Raw genomic sequence first — 19,432 nt, 5'->3', positions numbered from 1 at the left:
CGACGGCGCACCAATACAACCACTGACCGACCAGCGAGACACCTGCCATGCCGAAATTTGCCGCGAACCTCACGATGCTGTTCAACGACGTACCGTTCCTCGACCGCTTCGCTGCGGCGGCGGACGCGGGCTTCGACGCCGTGGAATTCCTGTTTCCGTATCCGTACAAGGCGAGCGAACTGGCGGAGCGCCTCGAAGCACACAAGCTCAAGCTCGTGCTGCACAACCTGCCTGCCGGCAACTGGGAAACGGGCGAGCGCGGCATTGCGTGTCTGCCCGCACGCAAGGGAGAGTTCCAGGAGGGCGTGGGCCGCGCGATCGAGTACGCGCGAGCCCTGACGGTGCCGCAACTCAACTGCCTCGTCGGCATTCCGGCTGCGGACGTCTCGCGCGACACGGCGCTTGCCACGATCGTCGATAACCTCACGTTCGCCGCCGCGGCGCTCAAGCGCGAGGGCATCCGCCTGCTCGTCGAGCCCTGCAATTCGTACGACATTCCGGGTTTCGCGCTGAACCGCTCGGCCGAAGCGCTCGACGTGATCGCGAACACAGGCTCGGACAACGTCTTCCTGCAGTACGACATCTATCACATGCAACGCATGGAAGGCGAACTCGCGGCGACGATCAAAAAGCACTTCGCGAAGATCGCGCACATCCAGCTCGCCGACAACCCGGGCCGCAACGAGCCCGGCACCGGAGAGATCAACTACCCGTTTCTGTTCGATCTGCTCGATACGCTCGGCTACGACGGCCATATCGGCTGCGAATACAAGCCGCGCACGACGACCGCCGATGGCCTCGGGTGGCTGCGCAGCGCAAAGCTACGCGCCGCCGAGCGCTCGTGAGCGCACAGCTTCATCGAATCGGACGAACTCTCGATACGAACTCGCAGGACAAACCCAGCGGAGCAACACAAGATGGCAAAGATCGGCTTTATCGGGCTCGGCATCATGGGCGCGCACATGGCGCGCAACCTCATCAAGGGCGGTCACTCACTGAGTGTCGGCGGCAAGTATCCGGTGCCGGACGATCTGCGCAGTACAGCCCAGGTCGCGGCCGATTCGGCGGCGGTCGCGCGAGCGTCGGACATCATCATCCTGATGGTGCCGGACACGCCTGACGTCGCAAACGCGCTGTTCGCCGACGACGGCGTTGCAAAGGGCCTGTCCGCGGGCAAGCTCGTGATCGACATGAGTTCCATCTCGCCGCTCGACACGCAGCAGTTCGCGAAGCAGATCAACGCGCTTGGCTGCGACTACCTCGACGCGCCGGTCTCGGGCGGCGAAGTCGGTGCGCGGGAGGCGACGCTCACGATCATGGTGGGCGGCCCGCAACAGGCCTTCGAGAAGGCGAAACCGCTATTCGAGCTGATGGGCAAGAACATCTCGCTCATCGGCGACAACGGCGCGGGACAGACCTGCAAGGTCGCGAACCAGATCATCGTCGCGTTGAACATCGAGGCCGTGGCCGAAGCGCTGCTGTTCGCCGCGCGCTCGGGCGCCGATCCCGAGCGCGTGCGCCGCGCGCTGATGGGCGGCTTCGCCTCCTCACGCATTCTCGAAGTGCACGGCGAGCGCATGACGAAGCGCACGTTCAACCCGGGCTTTCGCATCGAGCTGCACCAGAAGGACCTGAACCTCGCCCTCGACGGCGCGCGCAAGCTCGGCATCGCGCTGCCGCACACGGCGAGCGCGCAGCAACTCTTCAGCGTCTGCGCGGCCAATGGCGGCAAGGCGTGGGATCACTCGGCGATGATTCGCGCGCTGGAAATCATGGCGCACTTCGATATCGCGGAACCGGCCAGCGCGCAAGCTTCGGCGGCGTGAAGCCGCGATCGACCGAGGCTGCGAATGTGGATGTGGATGTGGATGTGAAGCGCGCGGTGCAGTGTGGCCTGGCGGGCGGCCACACTGCGGCAACGCGAAAATTCAGGCTGTCTCGCAAGGCGCGATGGCCACTCGTGGGGCGCTCCAGGGCGGCGGCAACCGCCGTGGAGCAAATCAGGGCCGCTCTGGGCTGAGAGCGGCTTGTGGGGTCCGCAGCGGCACCCGATGACGGCGGGGAAGCCTTGGTCGGTCAGACGTCGTCATCGGGTGTCCGCTCGTCGGATCGCAACGCTTCGAAGCTTCCGCCCGCTTCCACTCGCGCGCATGGCCCGGCGCGCATTTCCCCCGCCGCTTTGCGCCGACGAAGGATGCGTTTCGATCAGTACGTATCGAACACGCGCTGCAACTCAGCCCGATCCGTGATGCCGCGCGCAAGCGCGAGCGCCAGCAGCACGCGCGCCTTGTACGGATTGAGCGTGCCCGCGCTGATGAAGCCGAGCGCGTCGTCTTTCGCCGCGCCGTTGTGCATCACGTGCCCCGAACCCACGCGCGAGGCACGCACGACAGCCACGCCCTTCGCCGCCGCCTCGGCCAGCGCCTGTTGCAAGGTCGAATGAATCGAGCCGTTGCCGGTCCCGGCCACGACGATACCGCGTACACCCGCCGCGACGAGCGCATCCACGGCGATGCGCGACACGCCCGCATAACTCGCGACGATCTCCACATGCGGCCACGGTCCGTTCGCCGTAAACGGCGAATCGACCGTATGCGCACGCAGCGCGCGGCGCTGGAATTCCACCCGCCCGTCCTGCACCCAGCCGAGCGCGCCGATTTCGGGCGACTGGAACGCATCGACGGCGTACGTGCTGATCTTGACCACGTCGCGCGCGCAGTGAATCCGGTTGTTGAACGCGACGAGCACGCCCTGTCCCGCTGCCGCACCGCTCGCCGCGAGCGTCACCGCGTTCAGCAGATTCAGCGGGCCGTCGGCCGAAAGCGCCGACGCGGGCCGCATCGCCGCCGTCATCACGACGGGCTTCGAACTCTTGACCGCGAGATGCAGCAGCCAGGCGGTTTCTTCGAGCGTATCGGTGCCGTGCGTGATGACGACGCCATCGATATCGTCGCCCGCCAGCAGCGTATTGATGCGCTGCGCAAGCGTCGTCCACAGCGCGAGCGCCATGTCCTTGCTGTCGATGCTCGCGACCTGCTCGGCCTGGATCTGCGCGATGGCGGCGAGCCCGGGAACGGCCGCCAGCAACTGCGCGACGCCGATGACGCCGGCCTGGTAACCGGCGGTGTTCGCCACGTCGGGCGCGGAGCCCGCGATGGTGCCGCCGGTGGCGAGCACGGCGATGCGCGGGAGCGGTTGCGCCGCCGCGGAAGAGGAAATCGGATTGAGAGTATTCATGGCGGCGATTTTAAGCGATCCACCGCTGCGTGCGCGCACCCCGGTCTTCACATCGCTTCACGGCGCTTCCCGGTGCTTCCCGGTGCTTCAGCCGCCTTCGCGCAACTGGCTCGCGATATGCTGCTCGGTCAGGTGCGGCGCGAACATCTCGATCATCCGGTACGCGTACTGACGCAGGAACGCGCCCTTACGCAAGCCCACGCGCGTCGTGCTCGCCTCGAACAGGTGCTGGGTGTCGAGTGCGACGAGTTCGGTGTCGCGCTTCGGATCGTAGGCCATCGCGGCCACCACGCCCACGCCCATGCCGAGTTCGACATAGGTCTTGATGACGTCGGTGTCGATGGCCGTCAGCACGACGTCGGGCACCACGCCCGCCTTCGCGAACGAGTGGTCGATGTGCGAGCGGCCCGTGAAGTCCTGGTCGTAGGTGATGAGCGGATACTCCGCGATCTCTTCGAGCGTGACGTGCTCGCGCCCGACGAGCGGATGCGACTTCGGCACGACGACGACGTGATGCCACGAATAGCACGGGAACGTCACGATGTCCGGATAACGGTCGAGCGCTTCGGTCGAAAGACCGATATCGGCCTCGCCGCTGACGATCGACTGCGCAATCTGCTGCGGATTGCCCTGGCGCAGCGCGAGCCGCACCTTCGGAAACACCTCGCGGAACTGTTGCACGACTTTCGGCAGCGCATAGCGCGCCTGCGTGTGGGTCGTCGCGACAACGAGATGGCCGCTGTCCTGATCGGCGAACTGGCGCGCGACGCGGCGCAGGTTGCCGGCATCGAGCAGCATCCGTTCGATCAATTGATGCACGGCCTTGCCCGGCTCGGTCAGGCCCGTGAGCCGCTTGCCGCGCCGGATGAAGATATCGACGCCGAGTTCGTCCTCCAGATCCTTGATCTGCTTCGAGACGCCCGATTGCGACGTGTACAGCACGTTCGCCACTTCGGTCAGATTCATGTTCTGACGCACGGCTTCACGTACGAAACGCAACTGCTGGAAATTCATGTCCTTGTCCCCGGACTGGTCGGTCTGATCAGGTTGAATACGCGCGAAGTGAACGCGCTGTGAGCGTGTAAAGCACGCGCGCAGTGGGCCGCTTGGTTGGCCGCTTACTGCGCCGCTCAACGCGCAGGAAACACGCGCAGGCCGCGCGGCACGGCGGTCGCGTAGTCGCCCACGCTCAGGCTCAGCGCGCGCCACGCCTCGCGATCGAGTTCGGCTTCGAGCGCGCCGCCCGCATGGCTTGCCAGCTCCACGCGTACCGAGCCGCCGAGCGTCACGACGCGGCGCACGTCAACGACGATGCCGTCGCGCTGCCCGCTCGCATGCGGATGCAGCACGAGATCGTGCGGGCGCACGTAGGCAAGCGCCGGGCCGACGAATTCCGCCTGCACGGCGATCGGCTGCGCGGCGCCGTCGACGACGAAACCCTGCGCCTCCACGCGCCCGCGCAGGCGGTTCGCCGCGCCGAGGAATTCGTAGACGAAGGCCGTCTGCGGATGATCGTAGACGGCCTGCGGGCTGCCCACCTGCTCGACGTGCCCACGATTGAGCACGACGATGCGGTCGGCCACTTCGAGCGCTTCCTCCTGGTCGTGCGTGACGAAGATCGTCGAGATGTGCAGATCGTCGTGCAGGCGGCGCAGCCAGCTGCGCAGTTCCTTGCGCACTTTCGCGTCGAGTGCGCCGAACGGTTCGTCGAGCAGCAGCACCTTGGGCTCGACGGCGAGTGCACGGGCCAGCGCGATGTGCTGGCGCTGCCCGCCGGAGAGTTCGGACGGATAGCGCTGCGCGAGCCAGTCGAGCTGAACGAGCTTCAGGAGTTCGTGCACCTTCTCGCGAATCGCGGCCTCGGAAGGCCGCTCGTTGCGCGGCTTCACACGCAGCCCGAAGGCGACGTTCTCGAATACCGTCATGTGGCGGAACAGCGCGTAATGCTGGAATACGAAACCCACCTGGCGCTCGCGCGCGCCGACCGCGCCCACGTCCTGGCCTTGCAGCACGACCTCGCCCGCATCCGCGTATTCGAGACCCGCGATCACGCGCAGCAGCGTGGTCTTGCCGCAACCCGACGGCCCGAGCAGCGCGACCAGTTCGCCGGGCGGAAAGTCGAGCGAGACGTTGTCGAGCGCGGTGAAATCGCCGAAGCGCTTTTGCAGATTGCGAACGATGATGCCCATGATTGACTGCTCTCCGTTTTCGGCCAGCGAGCGTGCTACGAGGCGCCTTCGCCGGCCCGATGCAATGGTGTGACTGATGCGCTAACTACTCGAGCGCCTGCCGGGCGACACCCGGCCGCGCAGCGCGCGATATGTCCGGTTGAACGGCGGTGGCGGAAGCGATCTGCGTGAGCGCGCGCCCGCCGCGATCCGGGGCAAGCGCCGGCGCAGCGCTCTCGTCCGTGCGTTCGGCGCCGAGATGACGCTCGGCAAGCAGCTTGAGCCCGAGCGTCACGAGCGCGAGCAGCGCAAGCAGCGAGGCCACCGCGAAAGCCGCCGCGAAGTTGTATTCGTTGTAGAGGATCTCGACGTGCAGCGGCATCGTGTCGGTCTGCCCGCGAATGTGGCCCGACACCACCGACACCGCGCCGAACTCGCCCATCGCTCGCGCATTGCAGAGGATCACGCCGTAGAGCAAACCCCAGCGGACGTTCGGCAGCGTGACGCGGCGAAACATCTGCCAGCCCGACGCGCCCAGCACGTGCGCGGCCTCTTCCTCGTCGTTGCCCTGGGCCTGCATCAGCGGGATCAGCTCGCGCGCAACGAACGGAAACGTGACGAAGATCGTGGCGAGCACGATGCCCGGCACAGCGAAGATGATCTGCACGTCGTGGTCGGCAAGCCATGGCCCGAGCCAGCCCTGTGCGCCGAACAGCAGCACGTAGATGAGACCCGAGATCACGGGCGACACCGAAAACGGCAGATCGATCAGCGTGGTGAGCAGCGCCTTGCCGCGGAACTCGAATTTGGCGATCGTCCACGAAGCGACCAGCCCGAACGCGAGATTGAGCGGCACGGCGATGGCAGCGGTGATGAGCGTGAGTTCGATCGCCGAGACGGCATCGGGATCGGCGAGCGACGCGAAGTAGAAGCCCACGCCCTTCGAGAGTGCCTGCGAGAACACCGCGACGAGCGGCACCAGCAGAAAGAGCGCGAGAAAGACGAGCGCGATGCCGGTGAGAAACCAGCGCACCCAGGGCGCTTCCGTGACCGGATCGGGGCGGCGCGGCGGTCGTTGAGGCGTGCTCATTGCGCACCTCCCGTAGCGACTGCGCGCTGCGTCGGGTCATGCGGCGCGGAAGACGATGAAGACGGCGCAGACGGCGCAGATGATGAAGCGCCGCGGCTCGTACGGCGCTGCAAATACCACTGCAGCGAATTGATGATGAGCAGCATGACGAACGAGACGCACAGCATCACGACGGCCAGCGCGGTCGCGCCCGCGTAATCGTACTGTTCGAGCTTGGTGATGATGAGCAGCGAGGTGATTTCGGACTTCATCGGCACGTTGCCCGCGATGAAGATCACCGAGCCGTACTCGCCGAGGGCGCGCGCGAACGCAAGCGCAAAACCGGTGAGCAACGCGGGCAATGCGGCGGGCAACACGACGCGGCGCACCGTGAGCCAGCGCGACGCGCCGAGGCACGCGGCGGCTTCCTCCTGCTCGCGCTCGAAGTCTTCGAGCACGGGCTGCACGGTGCGCACGACGAACGGCAGCCCGATGAATGTGAGCGCAACGAGCACGCCGAGCGACGTGAAGGCGACCTTGATCCCCAGCGGTTCGAGAAACTGTCCGATCCAGCCGTTGCCCGCGTAAACGGCCGCCAGCGAGATGCCGGCGACCGAGGTCGGCAGCGCGAACGGCAGATCGACGAGCGCGTCGATGGCCCGCTTGAAAGGGAACGTGTAGCGCACGAGCACCCAGGCGAGCAGAAGACCGAACACGGCATTGATGAGCGCTGCGCCGAGCGCGGCCAAAAACGTGAGCCGGTACGACGCGATCACGCGCGGCGAGGCCACGGCGCGCACGAACTGCGCCCAGTCGAGCGTCGCGGTCTTGAGGAAGGTGGACGCAAGCGGAATCAGCACCACGAGGCTCAGATAAGCCACCGTGATGCCCAGTGTCAGGCCGAAGCCCGGCAACGCGCTGGGCTTGCGTAAGCGTAACGTCGTCATGCTTGTTGCTCTTTCAGAATGCTGCGGCGCCATGCGCCGAAGAGCGCGCCCTTGCGGGCGCGCCTGCCGTGCGATGTTTCACTGCGGTTTCGTCGCGGCTTCATAGCGGCTTCACTGCGGCTGGTAAATCGAATCGAACACGCCGCCATCGGCGAAATGGACCTTCTGCGCGTTCGCCCAGCCGCCGAACGAATCGTCGATGGTGTAGAGCTTCAGGTTCGGAAACCTCGACGTCAGCGCAGCCGGGACCTTGTCCGAGCGCGGACGGTAGAAGTTCTTCGCCGCGATCTCCTGGCCTTCCTCGCTGTACAGGAACTGCAGATAAGCCTCGGCGACCTTGCGCGTGCCGCGCTTGTCCACGACCTTGTCGACGACGGCCACCGGCGGCTCCGCGAGAATGCTCGCCGACGGCACCACGATCTCGAACTTCCCGGAACCGAACTCCCTGAGCGACAGGAACGCTTCGTTTTCCCACGCGATCAGCACGTCGCCGATGCCGCGCTGCACGAAGCTCGTCGTCGCCCCGCGCGAGCCCGAGTCGAGCACTCCGGCGTTCCTGTAGAGCTGCGTGACGAACGCCTTGGCCTTCTGGTCATTGCCGCCCGGCTGATGCGCGGCGTACGCCCACGCCGCGAGGTAATTCCAGCGCGCGCCGCCTGAGGTCTTCGGATTCGGCGTGACGATCGAAACGCCCGGCTTCACGAGATCGTCCCAATCCTTGATGTGCTTCGGATTGCCCTTGCGCACGAGAAACACGATGGTCGAGGTGTACGGCGCGGCGTTGTCGGGCAGGCGCTTTTGCCAGTCGGCGTGCACGACGCCCTTGTTCGCGAGCGCGTCGATGTCCCAGGCGAGCGCGAGCGTCACGACATCGGCTTGCAGGCCGTCCAGCACCGAGCGCGCCTGCGCGCCCGAGCCGCCGTGCGACTGTCTGATCGTGAGCGTCTCGCCGGTCTTCGCCTTCCACTGCTTCGCGAACGCCTCGTTGACCTGCTGGTACAACTCGCGCGTCGGATCGTAGGAGACGTTCAGCAACGACGTATCCGCATGCGCCGCGGGCGCGTGCGCCGCCATGCCGACGAGCGCCGCGATGCCGAGGATCGACGCCGCGCCAACGATCAGCCGCGCCGCCAGTCGCTTGATCCAGCCTGTTTTTCCGTTGTCCAGAATGCCCATCCACTTTTCTCCGTGTTTTCTTTGCGTGGGTCTTGCGTGGGACCTGCGCGGGTCTTGCATGCCTGCAGCTCACGATGAAGGGCAGTCTAACGACCGGCTTAAATCATTAAAAATAATGTTTCTTCATTTTTTAATGCCCAAAAGTGGTAAGCCCCCTCTCCCCGGCCACGCGAGCACGGCCGCACCGTCATCCGACCCGCCCGGCAGTGCCCAAATGTCGCGAAAACACCCGCCGAACGGAGAACTTCAAGTAATACTTGAAAAGGATCCGATACTGTATAAAAATACAGTCACCTGTCTATTCATACAGTGCCGCCATGACCAAACTCACCGCACGACAGCAGCAGGTTTTCGATCTGATCCGGCGCGCGATCGAGCGCACCGGCTATCCGCCCACGCGCGCCGAGATCGCGGCCGAACTCGGCTTCAGTTCCGCCAATTCCGCCGAGGAACATCTGCGCGCGCTCGCACGCAAGGGCGTGATCGAACTGGCCGCAGGCGCGTCGCGCGGCATCCGTCTCCTGCCCGGCCCGGACGACCTCCCGCACCAGTTCACGCTGCCGCACCCGAGCATCATGCAGCTCTCGCTGCCGCTCGTCGGCCGCGTCGCGGCGGGCAGCCCGATCCTCGCGCAGGAGCACATCGCGCAGCACTACGCGTGCGACCCGGCACTCTTCTCCAGCAAGCCCGACTACCTGCTCAAGGTGCGCGGCCTGTCGATGCGCGACGCGGGCATCCTGGACGGCGACCTGCTCGCCGTGCAGAAGAAGAGCGAAGCGAAAGACGGCCAGATCGTCGTCGCGCGCCTTGGCGACGACGTCACGGTGAAACGCCTGAAGCGCCGGCCCAACGGGCTCGAACTGATCGCCGAGAACCCCGACTACGACAACATCTTCGTCGAGGCCGGCAGTGTGGAGTTCGCGCTCGAAGGCATCGCCGTCGGCCTGATTCGCCCCACCGAATTCTGATCGTCTGAACGCTGTCGTCTAAACGCTGTCTGGAGGGAGTTATGGAACGCCTTGCCCGTTTGCTGCCCTTTCGTCAATTCGGCCGTCTGCGGCATCTGCGCGGCCTTGCCAGCTGCGCGGCGAAGAACACGCGCATGTCGGGAGCCGCGCAATCCGGCTCGCTCTTCGACAGCCTGAGCGACAACGAACCGGGGGCCGACGTTGGGTCCTCAGTCGGGTCCTCAGTCGGGTCCTCAGTCGGATCCGCTGCGGGTCTCGTTGAACTGCCGCCGCTGCCGTCCGCGCAGCCCGCATTTGCACGCGTTTCGCTCAACAGCGCGCTGAACCACACCGAGCCCGGGCGGCGTGCGCCCGTGCGCGTGTACCACGGGCCTTCGCGGCTCATCATGGTGGGTACGGTCGATGCGGTGTGCCGGATGATCGACCGCTGCATCGCAGAACAGCAGGCCGATCTGCCCGCGGCGCTCGCGAAGTAAGGGAAAAACGGTAAAGGCAACGGGAGAGTTCGGGATCGTTTCGGCGCGCACGCGGTCCACATCAGGTGTGCCTTCGACGATCCGAACTCAAAGATGACCGAATCCCTATCGAACAAACGCTGGATCAAGCCCGTCGCCATCGTGGTTGCCGTGGCGTTCATCGTGACCACCGTGGGCTACAGCTACGCCTCGCCGTATCTGGCGCTGCATCGGCTCAAGGCCGCCGCCGATGCGCGCGATGCCGCAACGCTGAACGAATACGTCGACTATCCGGCGTTGCGCGTGAGCCTCAAGGAACAGGTTGGCGGCTTGCTGAAGCGGCGCGTGGAAGCACAACACAGCAGCAATCCGCTGCTGTTGTTCGGCGCCGCGATCGGCGCGGCGCTGATCGGACCACTCGTGGATGCTTATACGACGCCAGACGGCGTCGCCGCGCTGCTCAACGGGATGCCGCCCAGCGGCAAGCCCGGCGAACAGCCGCCGCCCGCACCCGCCCCAGGGAATCCGCCGGGAGAGTCCGGCGCAGAATCAAGCGCAGAGTCCAACGCACAAACGGCTTCGGCGGATTCAGCGAAGAATGAGCCGGGTCACCCGCAAACCACAGCGGGCTACCGCGGGCTCAATGAATTTGTGGTGACCTGGCAGCGCAGCGAGAACGGCATGCGTTACTCCGCCGTCCTGCAACGTCATGGGCCGTTTACCTGGAAACTCGGCGCGGTCGAATTGAACGAGCCTGCCCAATAACGGCATTGCTTGATACCTGCTTGATCCCCGCTCGATGGCTGTGTAACTGCGTCAACTGCAACGTGGAACACAGCCCTCGAGTGCATCGCTCAGGCGGCCGCTTGCTGTTGCTTCTGCTCCGCCGCCGAGGAACACGCCACCAGAATGCTGCACGACACGCGGTCGAGCAGCGGCGTATTGCCTGCGCCCATCCACCAGCGCGAAATCCCGGTGCGGCAGCGATGGCCGACCACGACCAGATCCACCTGCAGTTCGTTGGCGAGATTCGCGATTTCGTCAATCGGATGACCGAAAGCGAAATGGCCCTGGGCGCGCACGCCGCGCTCGGTCAGCCAGTCCACGCCCTCCTGAAGAATTTCGCGCGCGGTCTCTTCGAAACGGCCGCAGGCCACGTCGGTCAGAAGGCCGGCGCTCTGGGCAATCGTCGATCGCATGTCGACGACCGACAGCAGGTGTGTTTCAGCTTGCAGGTCCAGCGCCAGATCCGCGCCGCAGCGCAGCGCCTTGCGGCCTTCGCGCGAGCCGTCATAACAAAGCAGGATTTTCTTGTAGCTCGCCATGATGGTTTCTCCCCGGCCCGCGCGGGTCGCGCGCCGTGCAATCTCATAATGCTGCGCCGCAATTGCACATGCAAGGGCTGGAAAACGCCAGGTCCGACCCCGTCGCGCATGTGCGCCCTGCACTGCCGCCCTGGCACACCCGGTAACACCCACGCACGCCCGCCGCAACGCGGTTCGCCGCCTGCCGCCTGCGCGGCAATGTTCTAGAATAGGCCGCCTCACCGTGCACTACGCGTGCGCTACTTCCATCGATTCATGCTCCTACGGTCCATGCCCGCACCCGCCATCGAATTCGAGCAGGTCATCAAACACTACGGAGACAGGACAGTCGTCAATGGCCTGTCGTTCCACGTCGTCCCCGGCGAGTGCTTTGGACTCCTCGGGCCTAACGGCGCGGGCAAAACCACGACGCTGCGCATGCTGCTCGGTATCGTCGCGCCGGATGCCGGGCGCATCAGCCTGTGCGGCGAGCCGGTGCCCGCGCGGGCGCGCCACGCCCGCACGCGCGTCGGCGTCGTACCGCAGTTCGACAACCTCGACCCCGATTTCACCGTCCGCGAAAACCTGCTCGTGTTCGGGCGCTACTTCGGGTTGTCCGCTAGCGAGACGCGCGCGCTCGTTGCGCCGCTGCTCGAATTTGCGCGCCTCGAGAGCAAGGCGGATGCGCGCGTCGGCGAACTGTCCGGCGGCATGCGGCGGCGCCTGACGCTCGCCCGCGCGCTCGTCAACGACCCCGACGTGCTCGTCATGGACGAACCGACCACGGGTCTCGACCCGCAGGCGCGCCACCTGATCTGGGAGCGTCTGCGCTCGCTGCTCGCGCGCGGTAAAACGATTCTGCTTACGACGCATTTCATGGAGGAAGCGGAACGGCTCTGCAACCGCGTGTGCGTGATCGAGGAAGGCCGCAAGATTGCGGAAGGCGCGCCGAATGCGCTGATTCAGTCGGAGATCGGCTACGACGTGGTCGAGGTCTACGGACCCGATCCGGCCGCGCTGCGCGACGAGCTGGCGCCCTTTGCCGAGCGCACGGAGATCAGCGGCGAGACGCTCTTTTGTTACGTCGAGGATCCGCAGCCCATTCATCAGCGGCTGCGCCATCGCGCGGACCTGCGTTACCTGCACCGGCCCGCCAATCTCGAAGACGTGTTTCTGCGGCTGACCGGCCGCGAGATGCAGGATTAACAGCGGCAGGACTAACAGCAGCAGGATTAACAGCGACAGGACTAACCGCGGCAGCCCCACTCACAGGACATCATGGACGCACGCACCGAAAAGGCGCCGCCAACGCACCCCGCCAGCACGCCGCAGCGCGAGCCGCGCGCGGCGTTGCCGTCGAGCGCAACGCACTGGATCGCGGTCTGGCGGCGCAACTATCTCGTTTGGCGCAAGCTCGCGATCGCATCGATGTTCGGCAATCTCGCCGATCCGATGATCTATCTGTTCGGCCTCGGTTTCGGGCTCGGACTGATGGTCGGGCACGTCGACGGCGTCTCGTACATCGCGTTTCTCGCGGCGGGCACGGTGTCGTCGTCGGTGATGATGTCGGCGAGCTTCGAGTCGATGTATTCGGGCTTCTCGCGCATGCACGTCCAGCGCACCTGGGAAGCGATCATGCATACGCCGCTCTCGCTCGGCGACATCGTGCTCGGCGAGATCGTGTGGGCCGCGAGCAAATCGATGCTCTCGGGCGCGGCGATCATGCTCGTGGCGGGCGCGCTCGGCTACGCGAACTTTCCGTCGATGCTGCTCGCGCTGCCCGTGATCGCGCTGGCCGGACTCGCGTTCGCGAGCTGCGCGATGATCGTGACGGCACTCGCGCCGTCATACGACTTCTTCATGTTCTATCAGACGCTCGTGCTCACGCCGATGCTGCTACTCTCCGGCGTGTTTTTCCCGATCACGCAACTGCCTGCGGCCGCGCAGCACGTCACGCTGATGCTGCCGCTTGCGCACGCGGTCGAACTGATTCGTCCGGCGATGCTCGGGCGCCCCATCGAACACGCGGGGCTCCATCTGTTCGTGCTGGCTTTCTACGTGGCGGTGCCGTTCACGATTGCAACGGTGCTGTTTCGCAGGCGCATGATGCGCTGAAGGCGCGGGCGGCGGCAGAATGCGCCACCCGCGAAGCGGAAGACAACCGGCGAGTCACTCTTCGTCGTCGCCCCAGGGAATGTCCACGTCCGAGATGAATGCGACCGTCGCAAAGGGACCGCCTTCGTGCCGGCCAAGCTTGCCGTCCGCGCGATGCCATTCGACCCGGAACGTCGTCACCGCGGCGTCCGCAAAAAGATACACGGTGCGGACTTCCTCGGGATCCGAATCCTCGACCGGGCCGTCGAGCGACACCAGCAATTGCTGCGGCCACAATCCATCGGCGGGATCGTAGATGCGGTCGCCTTCGGGGATCAATGTGTCGGCCTCGACGCCGATCGTCGCCGACGCCTCCACGATCATCTTGCCGAGCGCCCGCAATACGGCTGTCGCACGTGCCGAGTTGGCCTGCCGGATGGCGAGATCGCCGCGCGTCAACGCCTGTTCGAGTTTCGGGTTCGTCTTCTGCTGAGCCATACTGTTTTCCGGGCCGCGGCCCTCTCCTGTGCACACGAACGCGTATGCGTCCGCGATTCGTGCCTGCTTGATGCCTGCTTGATGCCTGGTTGATGCCTGGTTGATGCGCCGCGCCGTTGCGGCACGGCGAGCATCGCACAGAATCCGATCAATCGCTTTGGCGTGCCACGACGGCAAACGCCTTCAAAATCCGAGCGCGACCGCCGCGTAGCCCGCAACGATGCCGAACAGCACCACCACCGCCGCGACGAGCGCGAGCACGCGCGGACGGAACGAGCCCGCCAGCATCGCGAGCGACGGCACGCTCACGGGCGGCAGCGTCATCACCAGCGCGCCTGCGGGACCGACGCCGATGCCGAGCGCGAGCATCGCCTGGATGATCGGCACCTCGCCCGCGGTCGGGATCACGAACAGCATGCCCGCCACGGCGAAGGCGACGATCCAGCCGAGGCTGCTCGTCACCTCCGGGCTGATATGCGGAAAAAGCCAGGCGCGCGCCGCGCCGAGCAGCAGCACGAGCACGATGTATTCGGGGATGAGCCGCACCGTCATGCGCGCGAACAGCTGCGCCCAACGCACGAACATGTTGCCGCTGCCCGCCTGCTGGGACGTGAGCTGGGCAAGACGATCGTCGGCGGCAGGCGCTTCTTCCTTCGTCGAGAGCCGGTTCGCGAGCCAGCCCAGCCCGAACACCATCATCACGCCGAGCACCAGCCGCAACAGGCTCCACTGCCAGCCGAGCACGAACCCCATGAACACGAGCGTAGCGGGATTGAGCACCGAGTTGCCGAGCCAGAATGCAATCGCGCTACCCACCGAAGCATGGCGTGCCCGCAATCCGGCGACGACAGGCGCGGCGCAGCAGGTGCACATCATGCCGGGCACGGCGAGCAGCCCGCCCGCGGCCACGCTGCCGAAGCTGTGCCGGCCGAGCACGCGCGCAACCCACTGCGGCGGCAGCAGCGCCTGGACGGCCGAGCCGAGTAGCAGCCCCAGCACCATCGCCTGCCAGATCGCCTTGCCGTACGTCCACGCGTAATCGAGCGCGGCGGAAAGCGACGGTGCGGGCGCGTTCGCTTCGGTCCCCATCAGGATGGAGTGGCCGATCGAGTGCGTCGCCTCAGCCGTGAATGCGCGGTGATAGTAGGGAAACCATTTGACGTAAAAAAGACCGACGATCGCCAACAAGATAAAAAGGCGCCAGCCGTACGAGGGCGTCGTCTGCGTGTCGCGTGCGGTCGTCATTGCGAAAATTCTCCAAAAAAATGCGTGCGGGCGCCAGGGGTTCTTCTTTGATGCGGCCCCGAAGCGCAAGCTGGATCGTAGTGTATGGATCGCGATTCGCCAACGGCTTTCGCCGCGGCAAGCGATGCGCGCCCCGGGCAAGTTCGGTGAGGAGCACAGGTGGCGCATTGACCATACCCGGACCCGCCCCGTGTCACATCCGTGGCATGCCCGGCACGACGGACGCCGCGAACCGGGACCGCAAGGATACACGCGCCGCCGTTGCAGCGGCGCGCGGCGTAGTGCTCCGCGTGGTGACCAGGTTACGGCGCGGGGTTGGGCTGCAGCGCGTGCAGCGTGTCGACCTGGGCGAGCGCCTCGGGCGAGAGCTTCACGTCGACGCTGGCGATATTCTCCTTCAACTGCGCCATCGACGTCGCGCCGATCAGATTGCTCGTCACGAACGGCCGGCTATTGACGAAGGCAAGCGCGAACTGCGCGGGCGTGACGCCATGTTCCTTCGCGAGCGCCACATAACGCGACGTGGCCGCGACGGCCTGCGGATTGCTGTAGCGCGCGAAGCGCTCGAACTTCGTGATGCGCGCGCCTTCCGGCCTCGCCCCGCCCTCGTACTTGCCGGAGAGCCAGCCGAACGCGAGCGGCGAATACGCAAGCAGGCCGACGCCTTCGTGATGCGTGAACTCCGAAAGACCGGTTTCGTACGTGCGGTTCACGAGGCTGTATGGGTTCTGGATGCTGACGATACGCGGCAGGCCGAGTTTTTCCGCGGCCCGCAGAAATTGCGCGACGCCCCACGGCGTCTCGTTCGACACGCCGATGTGACGCACCTTGCCTGCCTTCACGAAGTCGGCCAGCACCGAAAGCGTCTCCTCGATCGGCACGGTGTACGCATCGTCGATCCACGGATACGCGTTGCGGCCGAACGTCATCGTGCTGCGATCCGGCCAATGCAGCTGGTAAAGATCGACGTAATCGGTCTGCAGGCGTTTCAGGCTGCCGTCGAGCGCCTCAGTGAGGTTCTTGCGGTCGAACTGGTTCGTTTCACCGCGAATGTGGCGCGGATTGTGCGGCTGCCGCGCCGGCCCGGCGATCTTCGTTGCCAGCACGATGCGCTCGCGCGCTGCCGGATGCTTCGCAAGCCACGTGCCGATATAGCGCTCGGTCAAACCCTGTGTCTCGGCGCGCGGCGGCACGGGGTACATCTCCGCCGCGTCGATCAGCGTGACGCCGCGATCGAGCGCGTAGTCGATCTGCTCGTGCGCATCGCGCTCCGTGTTCTGCTCGCCCCACGTCATGGTGCCAAGGCCGATCAGGCTGACCTGGACGTTCGTGTCTCCGAGAGTGCGGTATTCCATTGAAGCGTCATTCCATCGTGAGTTGGGGGTGAGCGCGAAACTACCACGTCGCAGCGGATTTTTCAGGGGACCGGCCTGCCTCGTCAGCCGCTGCGGATGGTCGTTATAAAGCGAAAAAAGCCGGACCCGGCATGACCGGTCCGGCTGTGCGCGACATACGCTGCGGCGAGGCGACCTGGATGGCGACCTGGATGGCGACCTGTTTGGCGACCTGTTTGGCGCCCCGATTGGCGCCCCGATTGGCGCCCCGATTGGCGACCCGCTTGGCGACCCGAGGCGCCGAGGGCCTGTTACGGCCCGACGCGCTCCACGACCCAGTTCGAATTGCGCACGAGGTAATACCGCCCTGCGATGCCGACCCAGTGACGGCCGCGCGGCGGCGGCTGCAGATGGTGCTGCCGCCAGTCGTCGACCACGAATTGACGGTTGCGGAATTCGGAGCCGACACGGTCGCCCTCACGCAATTGCTGCGGCAGGTCGCCGGACGGCGGGTGTTCCGGCGGCGGCCCGCCGCGATAACTCTCCCCCGGACGGGGCGGCCGCTGCGCGAATGTCGATGCCGACGCAAGCATGCCTGGCAGGACCAGCGCAGCAAGAAGCACAAGACGTCTCTTCATCGTTCACCTCCGGTTTGCCTCTAACGGCCTGAAACTCCGATGGAAACCCGGGCAGCACGCCGCACGGGCGCTCTTTGCTGGTCATCTTAGTACAGGGTGCGCCGGGACCGCGCCAGCGCGTCCGCGCAGTGCACAATGCCGAAGTCCGCAGACGTGCCAGAATCGGGCACGCCCGACAACGAGACAGGAGATCACGCGATGGAAAACCAGCGCGCCTATGAGTACATGGGTTTCGACATGATCGCGGGCGTCGACGGCGACCACGAGCACGGCTTTTTCATCTCGTCCCAGAGGATTCGCAGCCTGACCGAAGATCTGACCGCCGAGGTGCCGATGGACGGCATCGCTGCCGGACGCTTCCGGCACCAGGACAACGCGTTCGACGCATCGTTCGACCGGATGCGCGATGCCATCGACAAGCGGGTGGCCACTCACCGCTAACCCGCCAAAACGCTCGAACCTCGTCCGCCGCGCGGACAAAACGAAACGCCGGGTGTCTTGTGGACACCCGGCGTATGCGCCGCCCGGACAGTCGTGCTGTGAAGCACGGGCGGCGAAGCAGGTCCGGCTTGGCTTAGTGGCCGAAGTACGTCGAACGCGGGCCGTTCTTGTCGTGGCTGCCCGACTGCGACAGCGTGCTGTCGACGCCGCCGTAGGCCGCGCCGTTCGCTTCTTGTGCACGCTCAGCGGCAACGGTCTGGGCGCTCATGCCGTGCTGCGAAGCCGGCGCACCGACTTCCGGACGGTAGAACGGCGCCGGGCCATAGCCACTGGCGAACGCCGGAGCGGCGATAGAAGCAGAAGCTGCGACCAGCAGCGCGGCGATCAGTTTGGTCTTCATGGTGGACTCCAATATCAGGTTCGGTTGCGTTTCCGGGAGGCGCCGCACCTGGGAGGCCTGAACCCATGAGCTGCGTCAACGAGGCCTAGTGTATACACCTACTATCGAAAAATAATAACGATCAAACGAATTTACTATTCTAGATTCCGAAACAATTCTGTCAGCCAATCGTGACGCGGCTGAGCGACGAACAGACCCTAATACGCCCCGCAAAAAAAACTTTTCATGACGCACACATGGACGCACTGAATACATAAGTGCAGGAGGGTTTTTCCGCTGCTCGAGCACGCCGAAAGTGCACTGCACTGCTTTGCGCGGTGCGCAACGCGTCTGGATGCATAAGCTAGAATGCAAGGTTGTTCCACGCCCGCCGTCCGCCTCCCCATGTCCGCCAACCGTATTGCCAGTCCCCGTCGCGTGTGCGTCGCGCCGATGCTCGACTGGACCGACCGTCACTGCCGCTCGATGCACCGTTTCATCTCACGGCACACGTGGCTGTACACGGAGATGGTGACGACGGGCGCCCTGCTCCACGGCGACGTGCCGCGCCATCTCGCGTTCACGCCGGCCGAAGCGCCGGTGGCGCTTCAGCTGGGCGGCAGCGAGCCGGACGACCTGGCACGTGCAGCAAAGCTCGGCGAACAGTGGGGCTACGACGAAATCAATCTGAACTGCGGCTGCCCGTCAGAGCGCGTGCAGCGTGGCGCATTCGGCGCGTGCCTGATGAACGAGCCTCAACTGGTGGCCGATTGCGTGAAGGCGATGCGCGACGCCGTCGCGGTGCCGGTAACGGTGAAACACCGCATCGGCGTGGATAGCGTCGAGGCGTATTCGTTCGTGCGCGACTTCGTCGGCACGGTCGCGAATGCGGGCTGCGACGTGTTCGTCGTCCACGCGCGCAACGCGATTCTCAAGGGCCTGAGCCCGAAGGAAAACCGCGAGATCCCGCCGCTCAAGTACGACTACGCGTACCAGCTCAAGCGCGATTTCCCGCAGCTCGAGATCATCATCAACGGCGGCATCAAGACACTCGACGAAGTCGAGGCACACCTCGCGCACGTCGACGGCGTGATGCTCGGCCGCGAGGCGTATCACAACCCTTACCTGCTGGCCGATGTCGACGCGCGCTTCTACGGCGCGCCCGAACCCGCGCCCACGCGCGAAGCCATCGAGGCGAAGCTCATCGAATACTGCGCACACGAGATTGCGCGCGGAACGTATCTGGGTGCGATTTCGCGCCACGCGCTCGGGCTGTATCGCGGCGTTGCGGGCGCGCGTGGCTGGCGGCGCGTGCTGTCCGACAGCCGCAAGCTCGCGAAGGCGGATCTGGCAATCTTCGACGAAGCGCGCCAGGAACTACGCGCGACTTTCGCGGCGTCCACGGAAATGTCTGCCGAAATATTTGACTGAGGGACTAGGCAAGCGTAATAGGGTGTGTATATAATCTTTCTTCTCGAT

General features: G+C 65.4%; 21 protein-coding genes. 9 read left to right on the top strand and 12 right to left on the bottom strand.

What is annotated here, in order from left to right:
- The first annotated feature begins 47 nt into the window (after positions 1-47).
- Both hyi and Q0L30_RS22295 read left to right on the top strand, forming a co-directional pair.
- Positions 48-845 (top strand): hydroxypyruvate isomerase, encoded by a 798-nt coding sequence (gene hyi, locus Q0L30_RS22300; RefSeq protein WP_296661828.1) that lies wholly within the window; start codon positions 48-50, stop codon positions 843-845.
- Positions 846-917: 72 nt separating this feature from the next.
- The gene (locus Q0L30_RS22295) at positions 918-1,826 is read left to right on the top strand and encodes a 2-hydroxy-3-oxopropionate reductase (RefSeq protein ID WP_296661827.1); all 909 of its coding nucleotides are present in this window, start codon (positions 918-920) and stop codon (positions 1,824-1,826) included.
- A 379-nt stretch (positions 1,827-2,205) separates the two neighbouring features.
- Here Q0L30_RS22295 and Q0L30_RS22290 read toward each other — a convergent pair whose 3' ends face one another.
- From Q0L30_RS22290 to Q0L30_RS22265, 6 genes are all read right to left on the bottom strand, one after another.
- A complete protein-coding gene (locus tag Q0L30_RS22290) occupies positions 2,206-3,237 on the bottom strand; it encodes an asparaginase (RefSeq protein WP_296661826.1) in 1,032 nt (343 codons plus the stop codon).
- An 87-nt stretch (positions 3,238-3,324) separates the two neighbouring features.
- Positions 3,325-4,251, bottom strand: a complete 927-nt coding sequence (locus Q0L30_RS22285; RefSeq protein ID WP_296661825.1) for a CysB family HTH-type transcriptional regulator — start codon at positions 4,249-4,251, stop codon at positions 3,325-3,327.
- 116 nt (positions 4,252-4,367) lie between these two features.
- Positions 4,368-5,426, bottom strand: coding sequence for a sulfate/molybdate ABC transporter ATP-binding protein (locus Q0L30_RS22280; RefSeq protein ID WP_296661824.1), 1,059 nt, complete (start codon positions 5,424-5,426; stop codon positions 4,368-4,370).
- Positions 5,427-5,511: 85 nt separating this feature from the next.
- The gene (cysW, locus tag Q0L30_RS22275) at positions 5,512-6,495 is read right to left on the bottom strand and encodes a sulfate ABC transporter permease subunit CysW (RefSeq protein WP_296661823.1); all 984 of its coding nucleotides are present in this window, start codon (positions 6,493-6,495) and stop codon (positions 5,512-5,514) included.
- On the bottom strand, positions 6,492-7,421 hold the full coding sequence (gene cysT, locus Q0L30_RS22270; RefSeq protein WP_296661822.1) for a sulfate ABC transporter permease subunit CysT: 930 nt from the start codon (positions 7,419-7,421) through the stop codon (positions 6,492-6,494). The genes cysW and cysT overlap by 4 nt, the downstream gene beginning before the upstream one ends.
- Positions 7,422-7,532: 111 nt before the next feature.
- Positions 7,533-8,597: a sulfate ABC transporter substrate-binding protein gene (locus tag Q0L30_RS22265; RefSeq protein WP_296661821.1), complete on the bottom strand. Its 1,065-nt coding sequence runs from the start codon at positions 8,595-8,597 to the stop codon at positions 7,533-7,535.
- Between the two features lie 317 nt (positions 8,598-8,914).
- Between Q0L30_RS22265 and lexA the strand changes: the two genes are divergently transcribed.
- From lexA to Q0L30_RS22250, 3 genes are all read left to right on the top strand, one after another.
- Entirely contained in the window at positions 8,915-9,565 is a 651-nt protein-coding gene (lexA, locus tag Q0L30_RS22260; protein ID WP_296661820.1) for a transcriptional repressor LexA, read from the top strand.
- Between the two features lie 41 nt (positions 9,566-9,606).
- Complete coding sequence (locus Q0L30_RS22255) at positions 9,607-10,041, top strand: hypothetical protein (RefSeq protein ID WP_296661819.1); 435 nt, start codon at positions 9,607-9,609, stop codon at positions 10,039-10,041.
- Between the two features lie 93 nt (positions 10,042-10,134).
- Positions 10,135-10,785, top strand: coding sequence for a DUF2939 domain-containing protein (locus tag Q0L30_RS22250; protein ID WP_296661818.1), 651 nt, complete (start codon positions 10,135-10,137; stop codon positions 10,783-10,785).
- A gap of 89 nt (positions 10,786-10,874) precedes the next feature.
- Here the strand turns inward: Q0L30_RS22250 and Q0L30_RS22245 are convergent, their stop codons facing one another.
- Positions 10,875-11,345, bottom strand: coding sequence for a universal stress protein (locus Q0L30_RS22245; protein ID WP_296661852.1), 471 nt, complete (start codon positions 11,343-11,345; stop codon positions 10,875-10,877).
- A gap of 270 nt (positions 11,346-11,615) precedes the next feature.
- Here Q0L30_RS22245 and nodI point away from each other — a divergent pair, with 270 nt between their 5' ends.
- Positions 11,616-12,530: a nodulation factor ABC transporter ATP-binding protein NodI gene (nodI, locus tag Q0L30_RS22240; RefSeq protein WP_296661851.1), complete on the top strand. Its 915-nt coding sequence runs from the start codon at positions 11,616-11,618 to the stop codon at positions 12,528-12,530.
- Positions 12,531-12,602: 72 nt separating this feature from the next.
- Complete coding sequence (locus tag Q0L30_RS22235; protein ID WP_296661817.1) at positions 12,603-13,439, top strand: ABC transporter permease; 837 nt, start codon at positions 12,603-12,605, stop codon at positions 13,437-13,439.
- Positions 13,440-13,493: 54 nt separating this feature from the next.
- On the opposite strand, the gene Q0L30_RS22230 is transcribed toward Q0L30_RS22235, so the two are convergent.
- From Q0L30_RS22230 to Q0L30_RS22215, 4 genes are all read right to left on the bottom strand, one after another.
- Positions 13,494-13,916, bottom strand: a complete 423-nt coding sequence (locus Q0L30_RS22230) for a hypothetical protein (protein WP_296661816.1) — start codon at positions 13,914-13,916, stop codon at positions 13,494-13,496.
- 183 nt (positions 13,917-14,099) lie between these two features.
- On the bottom strand, positions 14,100-15,161 hold the full coding sequence (locus tag Q0L30_RS22225) for a permease (protein ID WP_296661815.1): 1,062 nt from the start codon (positions 15,159-15,161) through the stop codon (positions 14,100-14,102).
- A gap of 302 nt (positions 15,162-15,463) precedes the next feature.
- On the bottom strand, positions 15,464-16,516 hold the full coding sequence (locus Q0L30_RS22220; RefSeq protein WP_296661814.1) for an NADP(H)-dependent aldo-keto reductase: 1,053 nt from the start codon (positions 16,514-16,516) through the stop codon (positions 15,464-15,466).
- A 290-nt stretch (positions 16,517-16,806) separates the two neighbouring features.
- Positions 16,807-17,133: an RcnB family protein gene (locus tag Q0L30_RS22215; RefSeq protein ID WP_296661813.1), complete on the bottom strand. Its 327-nt coding sequence runs from the start codon at positions 17,131-17,133 to the stop codon at positions 16,807-16,809.
- A gap of 198 nt (positions 17,134-17,331) precedes the next feature.
- Between Q0L30_RS22215 and Q0L30_RS22210 the strand changes: the two genes are divergently transcribed.
- Entirely contained in the window at positions 17,332-17,574 is a 243-nt protein-coding gene (locus Q0L30_RS22210; RefSeq protein ID WP_296661812.1) for a hypothetical protein, read from the top strand.
- A 133-nt stretch (positions 17,575-17,707) separates the two neighbouring features.
- On the opposite strand, the gene Q0L30_RS22205 is transcribed toward Q0L30_RS22210, so the two are convergent.
- Positions 17,708-17,974, bottom strand: coding sequence for a hypothetical protein (locus Q0L30_RS22205; protein WP_296661811.1), 267 nt, complete (start codon positions 17,972-17,974; stop codon positions 17,708-17,710).
- A gap of 384 nt (positions 17,975-18,358) precedes the next feature.
- Between Q0L30_RS22205 and dusA the strand changes: the two genes are divergently transcribed.
- Positions 18,359-19,384, top strand: coding sequence for a tRNA dihydrouridine(20/20a) synthase DusA (gene dusA, locus Q0L30_RS22200; protein ID WP_296661810.1), 1,026 nt, complete (start codon positions 18,359-18,361; stop codon positions 19,382-19,384).
- The last annotated feature ends 48 nt before the right edge of the window (positions 19,385-19,432 follow it).

The sequence above is a fragment of the Paraburkholderia sp. genome, assembly GCF_024281035.1.
GTDB lineage: Bacteria > Pseudomonadota > Gammaproteobacteria > Burkholderiales > Burkholderiaceae > Paraburkholderia.
The sequence above is the reverse complement of the archived record's forward strand: the minus strand, read 5'-3'. Positions and strand labels throughout refer to the sequence as shown.